Annotated in this window: 12 protein-coding genes; 8 read left to right on the top strand and 4 right to left on the bottom strand. The window is 70.8% G+C overall.

Features of this window, described 5'->3' with window-relative positions; genetic code table 11:
* Positions 1-17: 17 nt before the first annotated feature.
* The 3 genes from NLX86_RS08930 to NLX86_RS08920 are packed head-to-tail and all read right to left on the bottom strand — an operon-like array spanning position 18 to position 4,550.
* The gene (locus NLX86_RS08930) at positions 18-1,301 is read right to left on the bottom strand and encodes an ATP-grasp domain-containing protein (protein WP_254371060.1); all 1,284 of its coding nucleotides are present in this window, start codon (positions 1,299-1,301) and stop codon (positions 18-20) included.
* Positions 1,298-2,827, bottom strand: a complete 1,530-nt coding sequence (locus tag NLX86_RS08925) for an asparagine synthase-related protein (protein ID WP_254371059.1) — start codon at positions 2,825-2,827, stop codon at positions 1,298-1,300. Before NLX86_RS08925 ends, NLX86_RS08930 begins: the two co-directional genes overlap by 4 nt.
* Before the next feature lies 1 nt (position 2,828).
* Positions 2,829-4,550, bottom strand: a complete 1,722-nt coding sequence (locus NLX86_RS08920) for a thiamine pyrophosphate-binding protein (RefSeq protein WP_254371058.1) — start codon at positions 4,548-4,550, stop codon at positions 2,829-2,831.
* 138 nt (positions 4,551-4,688) lie between these two features.
* On the opposite strand from NLX86_RS08920, the gene NLX86_RS08915 reads away from it, so the two are divergent.
* The 7 genes from NLX86_RS08915 to NLX86_RS08885 all read left to right on the top strand — a co-directional run bounded on the left by NLX86_RS08915 (position 4,689) and on the right by NLX86_RS08885 (position 12,672).
* A complete protein-coding gene (locus tag NLX86_RS08915; protein WP_254371057.1) occupies positions 4,689-5,771 on the top strand; it encodes a GNAT family N-acetyltransferase in 1,083 nt (360 codons plus the stop codon).
* Positions 5,771-7,399 carry an ABC transporter substrate-binding protein gene (locus NLX86_RS08910; protein WP_254371056.1) on the top strand — a complete coding sequence of 543 codons (1,629 nt, stop codon included), beginning with the start codon at positions 5,771-5,773 and terminating at the stop codon, positions 7,397-7,399. Before NLX86_RS08915 ends, NLX86_RS08910 begins: the two co-directional genes overlap by 1 nt.
* A complete protein-coding gene (locus NLX86_RS34675) occupies positions 7,396-8,478 on the top strand; it encodes a GNAT family N-acetyltransferase (protein WP_254371055.1) in 1,083 nt (360 codons plus the stop codon). The genes NLX86_RS08910 and NLX86_RS34675 overlap by 4 nt, the downstream gene beginning before the upstream one ends.
* Positions 8,479-8,531: 53 nt before the next feature.
* Positions 8,532-10,181, top strand: a complete 1,650-nt coding sequence (locus NLX86_RS08900; protein WP_254371054.1) for an ABC transporter substrate-binding protein — start codon at positions 8,532-8,534, stop codon at positions 10,179-10,181.
* Between the two features lie 130 nt (positions 10,182-10,311).
* On the top strand, positions 10,312-11,478 hold the full coding sequence (gene argJ, locus NLX86_RS08895) for a bifunctional glutamate N-acetyltransferase/amino-acid acetyltransferase ArgJ (protein WP_254371053.1): 1,167 nt from the start codon (positions 10,312-10,314) through the stop codon (positions 11,476-11,478).
* Between the two features lie 240 nt (positions 11,479-11,718).
* Positions 11,719-12,150: an aspartate 1-decarboxylase gene (panD, locus tag NLX86_RS08890; RefSeq protein ID WP_254371052.1), complete on the top strand. Its 432-nt coding sequence runs from the start codon at positions 11,719-11,721 to the stop codon at positions 12,148-12,150.
* A gap of 81 nt (positions 12,151-12,231) precedes the next feature.
* Complete coding sequence (locus NLX86_RS08885; protein ID WP_254371051.1) at positions 12,232-12,672, top strand: nitroreductase family deazaflavin-dependent oxidoreductase; 441 nt, start codon at positions 12,232-12,234, stop codon at positions 12,670-12,672.
* A gap of 378 nt (positions 12,673-13,050) precedes the next feature.
* On the opposite strand, the gene gndA is transcribed toward NLX86_RS08885, so the two are convergent.
* Positions 13,051-14,493, bottom strand: coding sequence for an NADP-dependent phosphogluconate dehydrogenase (gene gndA / locus NLX86_RS08880; RefSeq protein WP_254371050.1), 1,443 nt, complete (start codon positions 14,491-14,493; stop codon positions 13,051-13,053).
* 195 nt (positions 14,494-14,688) lie between these two features.
* Between gndA and NLX86_RS08875 the strand changes: the two genes are divergently transcribed.
* Entirely contained in the window at positions 14,689-15,843 is a 1,155-nt protein-coding gene (locus tag NLX86_RS08875) for a transglycosylase family protein (protein ID WP_254371049.1), read from the top strand.
* Position 15,844: the final 1 nt, after the last annotated feature.

Genomic DNA, 15,844 nt, shown 5'->3' with positions numbered 1-15,844 from the left:
CGAGTTGATCTGACCGCTCACGGCGCCGTCCTCCGGGTGTGAATGCGGATGCGTGCCGCTGCCTGCCGGGCCTTGTCCAGCGCGGCCTCGGCGGTGTCGGCGTGTGCGTAGACGAAGCCGACGGAGGCCGAGTTGTCCAGCCGGCCGGCGACCAGGTCGCCCGGCTCGTGGTGGAGGCGGACCGACACACCGAGCCGTTCGGCCTCGTCCAGACCGTCGACGTGGGTGAACTCGCCGCTCTCGTCCGGGAAGAGCACGGCCACGGCGGCGCCTCCCACCACACCCTGACCGGGATTGCGGTCGGGTACGTGCTCCACGCCGAGAGCGAGCAGCTTCGCGTCCAGGTGGGGGTTGGTCCCGCACACATCTGTGACCATCGTGGAGATCATGTGGGCCGGCAGCCGGGGGTTCACCTCGACGATGCGGGGCCCCTCCTCGGTGATCATCACCTCGGTGTGGGCCGGGCCCTGCCGGTAGGAGATCGCGCGCAGGGCGCGATCCACGCAGGACCGGATTTCGTCCCAGACGGCGGGTTCGAGAGCGAGCGGGAAGGAGTGGGCTTCCTCCAACATGGTCTGTTTGTGCAGGTATTTGGACGTGGCGCCGAAGAAGTGGGTGACCCCGTCCACGGTCATGGATTCGACACTGACCTCGGTACCCCGCACGTACTCCTCGACGAGCACGTCCCCGGGACGCGGCTGCCCCCGCAGGGACTGCCGGATACCCGACAGCTCTCGCCACGCATCCACCGCCTCCGCGCGGGTCGCGCATTTGCGGACCCCGTAGGAGATGGCCTCGGACGGGGGTTTCGCGATCAGTGGCAGCCCGACGTGGGCGATCGCCTCGTCCAGCTCCTCGACACAGGTCACCAGCCGCCACCGCACATTCGCCGGGTCCCCGTCCAACGCGGCCCGAAGCAGATGTTTGTGGTTCGCCGCGCGCACCGCATCCAGACCCTGGGAGGGCAGCCCGAGGGCCTCGGCCGTGTGGGCGGTCACCTCCGTGTGGTAGTCGGAGAAGGACAGCACCCCGTCCACCAGGGGCTTGCCGTCGTCGTCGGTGAGGACGTCGACGACGGCGCGCCAGTCGTGCGTGTCCACGTGCAGAACGCGGTCGACCCGGCCCAGCGGATGCTCGGCCAACGGCCGCCCGCCGCCGGTGTACCACTCCTCGCCCTGCACCAGCAGCCACACCTCGCAGCCGAAGTCCCGCGCGCGGTGGATGCCGTTGTAGAACGCGTCGTGCAGCATCGACTCGACGACGGCGAGCCGCTTGCCCCGGAACCGCTCGTATCCGTTCATCTCCTGCCCTCGGCCACGATCTTCCCGACGATCTCCTCGACCTCGATGTCGTCCGGGTGCACGCCGCCCACCACGGTCCGGTCGAACAGCTCCTGGACGACCCGCGCCTTGACGGCTGCGACCTCGTCCTCCGCCGCGCCCGCCCGGCGGACCAGCATGGAGAAGGACGCCGTCGTCCCGGAGCCCTCGTGCACGCCGAGCTTGGGCCGGTTCACGGTCTCGGCGGGCAGCAGGTCGGCCATGGCGGCGCGCAGTACCCACTTGTCCCGCCCGTACCGGCGTTTCAGGCCGGCCTCCAGCGATGTCAGCAACTCCAGCACCTCGCGATCCCAGTAGGGATGGGTGGACCAGTGACCGGACACGGTCGACAGCACCGGGCTCATCTCGTTCAGCCCGTCGAAGGTGTCCATGTCGAACACCACCGCGGTGTCCAGATTCGGCAGCCGGTCCTCCCGGTGCATGCCGCCCAGGGGGATGTCGGCCCCGTACCCGGTGAGCACCCTGCGCGGCGGTCCGTCCATGCGGCGGTACAGCGCGGTCAGCGGCAGGAGGTACTCGATGACCTCCGGGTCCAGTGACTCCGCGGCGTGGACGGTGTGCGGAAGCAGGGTCAGCAGATCCCCGGACTCAATGGTGATCTCCCGGTGCTCCGAGCGCAGATGCTCCGCCACCACTCGGGCCTGCGGGAACTCGTTCGAGGTGTCTGTGCCCATCGACAGGGTGTCGATCCCCGACGCGGACGCGCCGTGGGACAGCGCGGCCACGGCAGAGGAGTCGATTCCGCCGGACAGCACCACGAGCGGCCGGCCGGCGTCGGGAAGGCGCCGGATCACGGCCTTCTCCAGCGCCGCCCGCACCCGGTTGACGGCCTCGTCCTCCTCCGTCAGGCACCGGTGCACCGGTGGCACCCAGGTGCGGTGCACCGTCACCGCACCGGTGTCCACGCGGATGTCGAGCACGGCCCCGGCCGGAACCTGGTGGAGCCCGGGAAGCCCCCGGATGCGGCGCGCCCCCGAGATCGGGGCGCCGCGGACCGCTGCATCGGCGTCTGCCAGTGCCTTCACCTCGGTGGCGGCCAGCACATGACCCGGTTCGGGGCGCACGTACAGCGGAACCGACCCCGCGTGGTCGGTGGCCGCCAGTACGCGGGTGCCCGCCACGAGCAGCGCCGCGTACCGGCCGTTGATCACCCGGAACACATGGAGTCCGTACTTCTCGAACAGGCCGGACACCAGCTCGGAGTCCGAGGCGCTCGTGCGCGTGCCCAGGGTGCCGTGGATCTCGTCGCGGTTGTAGATCTCCCCGGCGAACAGCACCAGGGTGTCCCCGTCGGACGCGTGCGCCCCGCAGGAGCCGGCATCGGGATGGACCAGAACGGCGTCGACGTCGACGGGCCGCGTACGCAACCGCTCGGACAGCCGGGTGTGCCGGCCGCGCGTGGCGAAGACTGCCGTGGGGATCCTGCCTCCGCCCGTGTGGGCGGAGGCCAGAAAACCGAAGGCGGCGGGAAGCTCGGTCTGCGTCATGTCAGATCTTCAGCGCTCCGAAACCACCTGCGGTGAACTCGTAGTTCACCGGGACCTCGATCAGGTAGGGGCGGCCCAGCTCGACGCCCTTGCGCAGCGCGGCGAGCAGATCGTCGCGGGTCGTCGCCCTGGTTCCGTCGACGCCGTTGGCTTGGGCGAGCTGCACGAAGTCCACCCCGGTGAACTTGATCGCCGGGTCGTGACTGCGGTGGTGGCCGATGTTCTGGTACAGCTCGATCAGGCCGTTGGTGTCGTTGTTCACCACGACCGTGATGATCGGCAGGCGGAGCCGGGCGATGGTCTCCAGATCGGCGCTGTTGGAGTGGAAACCGCCGTCGCCGGCGATCAGGAACGTCGGCTGGCCGGGGCGGGCCAGCTGGGCGCCGATGGCGGCGGGGATGCCGTAGCCGAAGCTGGAGCAACCGGCCGAGGTGAGGAACCCGTACGGTTGGTCGGCGCGGGCGAAGAGCACGCCGTAGTGCCGGAAGAAGCCGATGTCCGAGACGATCGTTCCCTCGGCGTCCTGGGCGGTCTCGGCCATGACGGTGTTCATGGAGTCGATCACCTGGTGCACGCGCATGCCGTCGTCGTACTGCTTCGGGTCGGACAGCAGCTCGCCGATCCGCTCCCGCACTGCCGTGATCTCGTGCCGGTCCTTCGGCCGGACGTCCGCGGTGTCGGCGTCCAGGTGCTCGACGAACGCGAGTACGTCCGTGACCACGTCCACCGTCGGCCGGTAGATCCGCGGAACGGGGTTGGCGGTCGGGGAGACCCGGACGGTCTGCTTCGCCCGACCCCGCTCCCACATCGAAGGTCGCAGGTCCTCCGCGTAGTCGTAGCCCAGGGTGAGGATGACGTCGGCCGGGCCGAAGAGGGTATCCAGCGCGGGGAACGACAGGATCCCGTCCATGTAGCCGGTGACGGCGCCGTAGTTCAGCTCGTGCCCGTGCGGCAGCACACCCTTGGCGATGTACGTGGTGATCACGGGGATGTTCAGCCGCTCCGCGAGGGCGCGGATCCCGGGGACCGCACCGGCGCGGATCGCGGCGGCACCGACGACGAACACCGGGTTGCGGGCCTCGCGCACGAGGGCGACGGCCCGGTCCGCGGTCTGCTCCCAGCCGGGCTGGATCGCGGTGATCGGCTTGGCGGGGGTGAGGGCGGGACCGTGGTCCATTTCGAGGTCGATGCCCGCCGAGGAGCCCAGCAGGTCCACCGGAAGACTGATGAAGGAGGGGCCCACCGGCTCCGTCATCGCGGCCGTCACGGCCGAGTCGACCAGGTCGGTGATCTCGTGGGGGCGCTGCAGCTCGACGGCGTACTTCGAGATCGGCTCGGCGATCCGGACCAGATCGAGGCACTGGTGCGTGTCGTTCGGGAAGATGTCGTGCGATTCCGACTGGGCCGCCATCGCGATGACGGGGGAGCGGTCGAGGGCGCTGGTCGCCATGCCGGTGGCCAGGTTGGTCATGCCGGGGCCCAGTGTGGCCCAGCACGCCTGCGGCCGGCCGGTGATGCGGGCCAACACGTCGGCGGCGACCCCGGCGGTGAACTCGTGCCGGGTCAGGATGAACTCGATGCCGTCCTGCTCGTCGAACAGGATCGAGGCCGCCTCACGGCCGACGACACCGAACACCTTGTCGACTCCGTGCTCTCGCAGGCGCTTGAGCAGAGCGTGCGCGGTGGTTGGCTGCTCGCTGGGGCCGGTGGATACACGGGACATGGATCGGGTCTCCTGTTTCGCGAGATGACGAGGGATCAGGACACACCCTGCGGCGGTGTTCTCTCGCCGTTCTCTCAGGCGGCTATCAGGGAGCGTGTCGAGAGTGGGCGGAGACCGTCACGACCGAGGATCTGCCCTGTGACCAGTGGAGTTGTGATCAACCAATGGCAGACGCCCGAGGACGCGCGCGAGGCCGGCTGGAACGCGCTCGTCGGCGCGGAGGACTTCTTCCTCGGCCCCGACTGGATGCGTGTCCTCCAGGACTCCGCCGGGGCGTGGATGGGCTACCTCACCGCACATGCCGACGACCGTGTGCTCGCGGCGCTGCCGATGGTGCGGGCCACCCACGAATCCCCGTGGTCGTTGGGCCGCACCGACCTGCTGATCCGGCACTGCGCCGAGGAGGGCATGGACGGGTCCGCGGAGGTCCTGGCCGGGTTCGGTGACGTGGAGCGACTGATGCCGTCGATGATGTGCGGCGGCCGGCACCTCGGCCGGACCCGCCTGCTCCTGCACCCCGACGCCGGCGCGGAGACGGCGCACCGGATCATCGAGCAGGCCGAGCGCACCGCCGCCCGCGACGGATGCCGGTCGATCTGCCTCCCGTACGTGGACGCGTCCGACCGACTCCAGCGCGACGTGCTCCGCGATCGCGGCTACATCTCCCACCTGTCCGGGCAGTTCGCCACCCTCACCCTGCCCGGCGAGGGCTTCACGGACTACGCCCTGGCCTTCCCGGCACGGCGCTCGCGCCGGGTGCGCGCCGAGCGGCGCCACATCAAAGCCTCGGACGTACGGATCACCCTGGCCCCCCTGGACCCCGCCGACATCCCCCGGCTCGGTGCCCTGGAAACCGAACTGTTCGCCAAGTACGGCATGGCCGGCTGGGACCCGCGGCGCTCCGAGGCCGTCCTGCGGGCCGCCGCGCAGCGACTCGGCGACCGGGCGCTCGTGTCCAAGGCCGTGCGGGACGGACGCATCGTGGGCTTCGCGCTGGTCCTCTCCCACGGGGACGCCTGGTTCGTCCACCGCGCCGGCTTCGACTACGAGGCCGTGGGCAAGCTGCCGCTGTACTACGAGCTGGTGTACTACACGCTCGCCGACCACGCCCCGCGACACGGGGTCAAGACGGTCCACTACGGCATCGGTTCCACGGAGGCCAAGGTGTCCCGAGGGTGCGCCCTGTCGGCGCAGTACTTGTACGTGAAGGAACTCGGCTGATGTCCGGCTGGAACGCCGCCGTCGGAGCCGTGGCCAACCCCGCCGGCAGGCCCGGGGGACGGCTGGCCATGGTGGCCTCGGCCGACGTCGACTCCCTCGATCCCGCCCGCACCTACTACGTGTGGTCGTGGCTGCTGCAGCGGACCATGCACCGCACCCTCATGGCCTTCGGCACCGATCCGGTCACCCCCACGGTCGTGCCGGACCTGGCGAGCGGCCCCGGCGAGGTGTCGGACTCCGGCCTGACGTGGACCTATCGGATACGCGACGGCATCAGGTTCGAGACCGGCGAGGCGATCCGCGCCCGGGACATCGCGTACGCCGTGGAACGGATCTTCGCGCAGGACACCCTCCCCGGCGGACCCACCTACCTCGTCGACCTGCTCGACCACGGCGGCTACCGCGGCCCCTACCGCGGGCAGCGCTGCAAGGCCGTCGAGTGCCCGGACGACCACACCCTCCGCTTCCGCCTCAAGCGGCCCTTCGCGGACTTCGACTTCCTGATGGCGCAGCCCAACACGGCGCCCGTCCCCGTCCACCACGACACCCGCGAGGATTACGGGAAGGCACCGGTCTGCTCCGGGCCGTACCGCATCCACCGCTACCGGGTCGGCCACTTCCTCCACCTCGTCCGCAACCCGATGTGGGACCGCGCCACCGATCCCATCCGCCCCGCCCTGCCGGACGACATGACCGTCACCTTCGGAGTGGACGTCAACGACCTGGACACCCGCCTCATCGCCGGGGAGTTCCACATCGACGTCGAGGGCCGCGGTATCCAGCACGCCGCACGCGACGCGATCCTGGCCGATCCCGCCCTGCGGGCCCAGGCCGACAACCCCGCCACCGGCTTCCTTCAGTACATCACCGTGCAGACCTGTGTGCCCCCCTTCGACAACGTCCACGCGAGACGTGCCGTGTTCTACGCCTCCGACAAGGCCGCGCTCCTCGAAGCGCGCGGCGGGGACGGGGTGGGCGGCTCGCTCGCCACCAGCCTGATCCCTCCCACGCTGCCCTCCCACACCGGTCACGACCGCTACCCCTCCGGCGCGGACCGCACGGGCGACCTGGCGGCCGCCCGTGCCGAACTGGTCGCCGCGGGGCTTCCCGACGGCTTCGAGACCGTGATCGCCACGCAGCCGGGGAAGTTCGAGCTCGTCGCCCGGACCCTCGCGACCTCTCTCGCCCGGGTGGGCATCCGGGCCCGCGTCAAGGTCCTGGACACCGCCTCGTACTACCGCTCCGGCCTGGGACACCCCGACACCGTGCGCGCTCTCGGACTCGGCCTGGGCGTCACAGACTGGGGAGCCGACTACCCCACCGAGTACGGCTTCCTCGCCCCCCTGATAGACGGGCGGCAGATCAAGTACGGCGGCGGCAACTTCAACTTCGCCGAACTCGACGACCCTCTCGTCCGGCGCCTCGTCGACGAAGCCCAGGCCCCGACCGACCCCGCCGACCGGCACCGGCTCTGGCAGCGCATCGAGGAGACGATCATGGAGCGCGCCGTCATGCTCCCGATGGCTCACGACCGCACGCTGCACTACCGGCACCCCGACGTCACCGGTGTATACGTACACCCCGCCTTCGGGCTGTACGACATCCAGGCGATGGGACTGGCCCGGTGACGGCCTTCTTCACCGCGGTCGACCCCGCCGACCGGCGTGTGGTCCGGGACGTGTACGACCTTCGCCTGGCCGCGCACGCCACCGACATCCCCCATCTCCCCAAGCCCTGCCTCGCCGACCTCGAAGGCTCCCTCGCCGTCGCGCCCCCGGCCACCGGGGTCGAGGAATGGGCGGCCTATGACGCGGACCGGCGCTGCGTGGCGTCCGTGCGCCTGGAGTTCCCCCTGGAGGAGAACACCGACGTCGTCACCGCGGGCGTCCTCCTCGTCCACCCCGCCTTCCGCCGGCGCGGCGTGGGGGGACGGATCGCGGAGTTCGTCCGGGGCCGCGCCGCGGCCCGCGGCCGCTCGCGTGTCCTGCTGGTCGCGGACACCGGACCGGGCGACCCGGCGGCGACCCCCGGGCACCGGTTCGCGGCCAGCCTGGGCGCCCGCTCCGCCGCGGCCTTCCACCACCTCCGGCTCCATATCGACGCCGCGCCCCGCCCCGAGCCGGTCCACGAACCGCTGCGCCTGCGCTTCTGGGGATCGACGGTCCCCGAAGGCCTGGTGGCGGAGGCCGCACGCCTGGAGGCCACCCTGTCCGCCGAGGCCCCCACCGGGCGGATCGGCTGGGACCCTCAGCCGAGCGCGGTCTCCCGGATCCGCGACTTCGAGCGCATGCGCATCGCCCGCGGCCGGCGCGCGTACCAGTGCGGCATCGTCGACGGCCGTACGGGACGGATCGTGGCCTGGACCGCGCTGTCGATGACCCGGGCCAACCCGGACAACGCGCTCCAGGCCGTCACCGTGGTCGACCCCGCCTACCGGGGGCGGGGACTCGGACGCCTGGTCAAGGCACACAACCTGGCCGTATGCCGGGCAGGCGAGCCACTGCTCGCCCATGTGGACACCTGGAACGCGTCGGAGAACACGCACATGCTCCGTATCAACGCCGACTTCGGGTTCACCCACGCCGGCACGCGGTGGATGTGGGAGCTGGGCGGCCGCAGATCGTCGGGCGCGGACGAGGGACGACAGACCGCGCCCCCGGATACCCGGCCCCACCGCGACGAGCAGTCGTGTGCCCGTCGTCGCTGAACGCGCGAGCCTTCCACACCACCCGCTCGACGAGAGAGGCGCTGGCAACACCCGTGGCATTCAATGTGGTAGCACGCGGCATCGTGAACCCGTCCGACTACAGGGGCGGGACGCTCAGGTACGTCCGCACCGACGACTTCGACTCGCTCGACCCCGCCGACACGTACTACGCGTACACCTGGAACTTCATCCGGCTCATCGGGCGCCCGCTTGTCGGCTACACGACCGACGGGGAGGGCAACCCGCGCCTCGTACCGGACTTGGCGGAGGCACTCGGCCAGGCATCCGACGACACCCGCACCTGGACCTACCGGCTGCGCGAGGGGATCCGGTTCGAGGACGGCACCCCTGTCACGTCCCGGGACGTGAAGTACGCGGTGCTGCGCGCCACCTACCCCGAGCAGGTCTACGGCGGGCCGGCCACTCGAGGGGGGCCTGCGTACTTCCGCCAGTACCTCACGGGTCCGGACGGGATCGAGACCACGGACGACCGCACCCTCGTCTTCCGACTGCGCGAGGCCTTCGCGGCCTTCGACTACCTCGCCGCGCTGCCCACCACCATCGCGGTGCCGCGCGAGCGCGACACCTTCCCCGAGTACCGCCGGCGCCCGGTGTCCTCGGGCCCGTACCGCATCGACACGTACACACCGGGTGCGGAGCTCACGCTCGACCGCAACCCGCACTGGGAGTCCGCGACCGATCCCGTACGGACGGCCCTGCCGGACCGGATCACGGTCCGGCTCGGGGTGAGCGGACCGGAGGTCGACCGCATCCTGCTCGACGGGGAGGCGGACATCGACCTCGCCGGCGTCGGGGTGCAGCCCGAGACGCAGGCGCGGATCCTCGCCGATCCGACGCTGAGGCGGCACGTGGACAATCCGCGCACGGGCTTCGTTTGGCTCTACTGCGTCAACCGGAACATCGGCCCGTTGACGAGCGTGTACGCCCGGCGTGCCGTGCAGTACGCCACCGACAAGGCGGCGATGCTCGCCGCCTACGGCGGCGATGCGGCCGGCGAGATCGCCACCACCCTGCTGCCCGCGTCCGTGGTGGGACACTACCCCTTCGACCGGTATCCGGTCGGTCCCGAGGGCACGGGGGACCTGGAGGCGGCCCGACGCGAACTGGCACGGGCCGGGCACCCGGACGGCTTCACCACGAGAATCGCCGCCCGAGAGGATCGCACCAAGGAGTGGAACGCCGCGCTGGCCCTGTCGAAGGGGCTGGCGCGCGTCGGCATCCGGGCCGAGGTGGTTCCGTTCGCCTCTGGTGACTACTTCACCAAGACGGTCGGCGTTCCGGACTACGTACGGGAGCACGGGATCGGGATCGTGATGTTCGGCTGGGCGGCCGACTTCCCGGACGGCTACGGCTTCCTCCAGCAGATCGCCGACTCGCGGGCGATCAAGGAGACGGGGAACCAGAACCTCGGAGAGCTGGCCTCGCCGCGGATCGACGCGCTGCTCGACACCGGGGCGGCGACGCGCGACGGGAAGGAACGCGCCCGGATCTGGGCCGTCGTGGACCGCGCCGCCATGGACGAGGCGGTCATGTGCCCCTACATGTACGTCAAGTCGGTCGTGTTCAGGGGGAAGAGGGCCGCGAACGTCACGATGTCCCCGGCCTACGGGATGTACGACTACGCGGTGCTGTCGGTCGTGGACGAGGACCCGGACGTCGTGGACGAGAACCCGAACGGCTGACGCGGTGTGCCGCGTTCGGGGAGCATGACGCACGCGTTGTCTGATACCAAGGACGTGGGCCGGTGGGTCGTGGATCCCCCGGCCCATTGCTCGACCATGAACGCATATCTATTCCGAAAGGCGGATCTCCATGCATGGTTTGCCCCGTGGGTTCACCGTCCACACCGCTCCCGTCGGCATCGAGGACGATGGGCGCGACGACCTGTGCATCATCGCCTCACAGGTCCCGGCTCACACCGCGGCGGTCTTCACCCGGTCCAGGTTCGCCGGTCCGTCCGTCACCCTCTCGTGTGCCGCGGCGGTCGACGGCAGCGCGCGCGGCGTGGTCGTCGTCGCCCGCAACGCCAATGTCGCCACGGGCGCACAGGGGGCGCAGAACGCCGCCGCCGTGCGGGACTCCGCCGCACGCGCCCTCGGCATCGACCCCGACGAGTTGCTGATCGCCTCCACCGGGGTCATCGGGCGCCAGTACCCCATGGAGCGGATCGCCGGCCACCTGGACAGTCTCGCGTGGCCGCCGCCGGGGGAGCCGCGGGACATGGGGTCGGCCGCGCGAGCGATCATGACCACGGACACCCGCCCGAAGTGCCTGACCGTACGGATCGGCGACGCGACCCTGACCGGCATCGCCAAGGGCGTCGGCATGCTGGAGCCCGACATGGCGACCCTGCTGACGTTCTTCGTCACCGACGCCGAGCTCGACAGGGAGACGCTGACGACGGTCTTCAAGCGGGTCATGGACGTCACGTTCAACGCCGTGTCCATCGACACCGACACCTCCACGTCCGACTCCGCCGCCCTCTTCGCCAACGGCCTCGCCGGACCGGTCGATCCCGAGGGCTTCGAGCAGGCCCTGCACACGGTCGCGCTGGGGCTGGTGAAGATGATCGCGTCCGACGGCGAAGGGGCCTCCACGCTGATCCAGGTCGAGGTCGAAGGCGCCCGTGACACGGCGCAGGCGAAGCGCGTCGGAAAGGCTGTGGTCAACTCCCCGCTGGTCAAGACGGCCGTCCACGGAGCCGACCCGAACTGGGGTCGGGTCGTGATGGCCATCGGGAAGTGCCAGGAGGACGTGGACATCGTCCCGGAGAACGTCGCCGTGCGGTTCGGTGACATCGGCGTCTACCCGCCCGGGGCCGACGAGGACGAGCGCCGCGAGTCCGTGGCCGCCTACCTGAAGGGCAACGACGAGGTCGTGATCGGCATCGATCTCGGCATCGGGGAAGACCGCTTCACCGTGTACGGCTGCGACCTGACCGAGGGGTACGTGCGTCTGAACTCGCAGTACACGACCTGACCCGACGCGAACCGGCGGAGCGGTTGAGCATGTCGGCGAGTTCGGCGGTGTCCCGCGTGGCAGGCCCGCGAAGCGCCTCCACCACTACCTGATGGGGCGTCAGAAAAGTCAGCAATTGGTCAGCATCAGTCCTGAAAAGCCTAGGGAAAGCTGACCGAACATGCGACTCGTTGTAGGGTAAGGAAACCGCACTTGACCTGCAAAAACGCAGGCAGGGAGCCTAGATCCAGGAGTGCCTCGATGATGCGTACCATGTTCAAGTCCAAGATCCACCGGGCCACGGTCACCCAGGCCGACCTCCACTACGTCGGGTCGGTCACGGTTGACGCGGGCCTGATGGACGCGGCCGACCTGCTGCCCGGCGAGCTGGTCCACATCGTCGACATCGACAACGGCGCCCGCCTGGAGACGTACGTCATCGAGGGTGAGCGCGGCTCGGGCGTCATCGGCATCAACGGCGCGGCAGCCCATCTCGTCCACCCCGGCGACCTGGTCATCCTGATCAGCTACGCCCAGGTCGAGGACGCCGAGGCGCGCACCCTCGTGCCCCGGGTCGTCCATGTGGACGCCGGCAACCGGATCGTCGCGCTGGGCGCCGACGCCTCCGCCCCGGCCCCCGGCACGGACACCGAACGCAGTCCGCACGCCCGCGCCCTGGTGCCCGGCCACTGACCCGGGGTGCCAACCGGGCCTAGGGTGGACGGCGTTGGCGGCCGTAGGCCCGGTGTGCCGGACGAGCTTGTAGGAGTGGGGATGGCCCAGGACCAAGAAGTCGTGATCAGTCCGGCGGGCTGGGTGGCCCGGCAGGCGCGTACGTACGAGGAGTCCGGCGGCACCAAGGGCACCACCATGCAGGGCGCGCCGTGTCTGCTGCTCGACTACCGGGGCCGTCGCACCGGGCAGTGGCGGCGCACCGTGCTCATCTACGGCCGGGACGGCGACGACTATCTGATCGTCGCGTCCAACGGCGGCTCGGCCAGGCACCCGCTGTGGTATCTCAACCTGGAGGCGGAGCCGGACGTCCGGCTCATGGTCGGCCCCGAGCGCTTCTCCGCCCGCGCCGAGACGCTCGGCCCCGAGGAGAAGGCCCGGGTCTGGCCGTACCTGGTGGAGCTGTTCGCCCCGTACGAGGGCTATCAGAAGAAGACCGCGCGGGACATCCCCGTGGTCCGCCTCAGCCGCACCAAGGACTGAACGAAACGACTGAAGGAACGACTGAACTCCAACGGCGGATGGCACGAGTGGACCCGGCGGGCGCGGGCAGCCGCAGGGGGTGAGAGTGGGCGACAAGGCCCACGCCCCGACCACTGGAAGCCCGACCGCTGGAAGGCCGTCATGACCCAGCCGCCCCCCGACCCCGTACCTCCCGCGCCCACACCGCCGCCCGGACCGGGCGGACCCGACCCCGGGCCGCTGCCCGGGCCGGTTCCACCGTCCCCGGGCCCGCCGGCACCCGGCCCGCCGCCGTACCCGGAACCCGATCCGGTGCCCCGCCCGCCCGGGCCCGACCCCGTACCGGAGCCGAGCCCGCAGCCGGGACCGCTGACCTGACAGCGGCCCGGACCGCTGCGATCAGCTGGACTCGACCTCGGACCGGTCGCCACCCCAGAGGGTGTGGAACGAACCCTCCCGGTCTGTGCGCCGGTACGTGTGCGCGCCGAAGAAGTCGCGCTGCCCCTGGGTGAGGGCCGCGGGCAGCCGCTCGGCGCGCAGCGCGTCGTAGTACGCGAGCGCCGCCGAGAAGCCGGGCGTCGGCACACCCTGCTGCGCGGCGGCCACGACCACCGCGCGCCAGTCGTCCTGCGCGGCGCCGATCTCGTCGGCGAATGTCTTGTCGGACAGAAGGCTCGGCAGGGCCGGCTGCGCGTCGTACGCGGCCTTGATCCGGTCCAGGAACGCCGCCCGGATGATGCAGCCGCCCCGCCAGATCGCGGCCACCGCGCCCAGGTCGACGCCCCAGTCGTACGCCTCGCTGCCCGCCCGGACCTGGTGGAAGCCCTGCGTGTACGACACGATCTTCGACGCGTACAGCGCCTGCTCGACCTGGTCGGCGAACTTCGCCGCGGCCGCGTCGTCGAGCGCGGTTTCCGTGGGTCCGGGGAGCCCGCGCGAGGCCTCGCGCAGCTCGGAGTGCCCGGACACCGAGCGGGCGAACACGGCCTCGGCGATGCCCGAGACGGGCACGCCGAGGTCGAGCGCGATCTGCACGGTCCACCGGCCGGTGCCCTTCTGCTCGGCCTGGTCCGCGACGATGTCGACGAAGGGCTTTCCGGTGGCGGCGTCGGTGTGCGCCAGCACCTCCGCGGTGATCTCGATCAGATACGAGTCGAGCCGGCCGGTGTTCCAGGTCCGGAACGTCTCGGCGATCTCGGCGGGGCTGTAGCCGGCGACGGCCCGCAGCAGGTGGTAGGCCTCGGCGATGAGCTGCATGTCCGCGTACTCGATGCCGTTGTGCACCATCTTCACGAAGTGACCGGCGCCGTCCGGGCCGATGTGCGTGGTGCAGGGGCTGCCGTCCGCCGCCTTCGCGGCGATCTTCTCCAGCAGCGGGCCGAGCGACTCGTATGACTCCTCCGAGCCGCCGGGCATGATGCTCGGTCCGTGCAGCGCGCCCTCCTCGCCGCCCGAGACGCCGACGCCCACGAAGTGGATGCCCTGCTCGCGCAGTTCCTTCTCGCGCCGCCGGGTGTCGGCGAAGTGGGCGTTGCCGCCGTCGATGATGACGTCGCCCGGCTCCAGGAGCGGGGCGAACTCCTGGATGACGGCGTCCGTGGGCTCGCCCGCCTTGACCATGATCACCAGACGTCGGGGGCGCTCCAGCGCGGCGACGAACTCCTGGGCCGTCTCGGCCGCGACGAACGTACCCTCGTCGCCGAACTCCTCGACCAGCGCCCTGGTCTTCGCGGACGTGCGGTTGTGCACGGCGACCGTGAAGCCGTTGCGTGCGAAGTTGCGGGCGAGATTGCGGCCCATCACCGCGAGCCCCGTGACACCGATCTGGGCTGTGTTGCTCATGCCGTGCTCCTGCGGTCCGTCGGAGTGCGTACGCGCGCGACGCTACCCCTCCGGCCCTTGCGGCGGGCTGTTGCCGCGACCACTGGTGATCAACTGGCCATACTTGGCGGGCGTTTGGTGGCCGAAGACCGTCTTGTCATGGCCTGTTCGCAGCGTCTAGTTTTGCGGCTCCTGATGTCTTGGAGGGGGCTCCCCATGGCCGTACGCGGTCGGCACCGCCGGTATCAGCCGAGCAGCATCAACCGGGCTTCGCTCTCGGTCACGGCGGGGGGCGCCGGTATGGTGCTGCCGCTCGTCGGCGCGGGCACGGCCGACGCGGCCTCGGTGGACGTGTGGAACAAGGTGGCGGCCTGCGAGTCCACCAACAACTGGAAGATCAATACGGGCAACGGCTACTACGGCGGCCTCCAGTTCAGCCAGAACACCTGGCAGGAGTACGGCGGTACGGCCTACGCGCCACGGGCCGATCTGGCCACCAGGGACCAGCAGATCGCGATCGCCGAGAAGGTGCTCAAGGGGCAGGGCCCGCAGGCCTGGCCGACGTGCTCCGTACGGGCGGGTCTCACCCGGGGCGGCGACGCCCCCGACATCGCACCCGAGCCGGGCCCGAGGACGCAGCACGCCCAGCAGTCGAAGCAGCCGGACACCTATACGGTCGAGGGCGGCGACACCCTCTCGGGCATCGCCGGCGAGCAGCGCGTCGGGGGTGGCTGGCGGCAGCTGTACGACGCCAACCGCAAGGTCATCGGCAGCGACCCGCACCTGATCTACCCGGGCCAGCGGCTCATCCTGCGCGTCCTGGACAAGCCGGTCACCGAGCCCGCGCAGACGCGGCCGGCACGGGTCAGGCAGCCCGCCGAGTCCCCGCCCAAGCAGACGCAGAAGCAGACGCAGACGCAGAAGAAGACCGCCCCGGCGTCCTCATCGAAGAAGACCGTGCAGGCGGCCGGCTTCTCCGCCCCCGTCGAGGCAGGGCCCAGCACCCCGTACCGCGCGGCCGGCGCATCCTGGTCCAGCGGCTACCACACCGGCGTCGACTTCCCCGTCCCCACCGGTACCTCGGTCAGGGCGGTCGCCCCGGGCGAGGTCGTCTCGGCCGGATGGGCCGGAGCGTACGGCTATCAGGTCGTCATCCGGCACGGAGACGGGAAGTACAGCCAGTACGCCCACCTCTCCGCGCTCACCGTGCGGGACGGTCAGAACGTCGGCGGAGGCCAGCGGATAGGCCGGTCCGGATCCACGGGCAACAGCACCGGACCGCATCTGCACTTCGAGGTCCGTACGGGTGCCGGCTACGGATCGGACATCGACCCCGTGGCCTACCTGCGCGCCCACGGCGTCACGGTCTGAG

Source organism: Streptomyces sp. A3M-1-3 (assembly GCF_024213665.1).
Lineage (GTDB): Bacteria > Actinomycetota > Actinomycetes > Streptomycetales > Streptomycetaceae > Streptomyces.
Note: the sequence above shows the minus strand (reverse complement) of the source record. Positions and strands in the feature narration are given on the sequence as shown.

Excerpts from the sequence above, each read along its gene's own strand:
- NLX86_RS08930 (WP_254371060.1), bottom strand. The coding sequence starts at position 1,301 with ATGAACGGATACGAGCGGTTCCGGGGCAAGCGGCTCGCCGTCGTCGAG.
- NLX86_RS08910 (WP_254371056.1), top strand. The coding sequence starts at position 5,771 with ATGTCCGGCTGGAACGCCGCCGTCGGAGCCGTGGCCAACCCCGCCGGC.
- argJ (WP_254371053.1), top strand. The coding sequence starts at position 10,312 with ATGCATGGTTTGCCCCGTGGGTTCACCGTCCACACCGCTCCCGTCGGC.
- NLX86_RS08875 (WP_254371049.1), top strand. The coding sequence starts at position 14,689 with ATGGCCGTACGCGGTCGGCACCGCCGGTATCAGCCGAGCAGCATCAAC.
- NLX86_RS08920 (WP_254371058.1), bottom strand. The coding sequence starts at position 4,550 with ATGTCCCGTGTATCCACCGGCCCCAGCGAGCAGCCAACCACCGCGCAC.
- NLX86_RS08885 (WP_254371051.1), top strand. The coding sequence starts at position 12,232 with ATGGCCCAGGACCAAGAAGTCGTGATCAGTCCGGCGGGCTGGGTGGCC.
- gndA (WP_254371050.1), bottom strand. The coding sequence starts at position 14,493 with ATGAGCAACACAGCCCAGATCGGTGTCACGGGGCTCGCGGTGATGGGC.
- NLX86_RS08925 (WP_254371059.1), bottom strand. The coding sequence starts at position 2,827 with ATGACGCAGACCGAGCTTCCCGCCGCCTTCGGTTTTCTGGCCTCCGCC.
- panD (WP_254371052.1), top strand. The coding sequence starts at position 11,719 with ATGATGCGTACCATGTTCAAGTCCAAGATCCACCGGGCCACGGTCACC.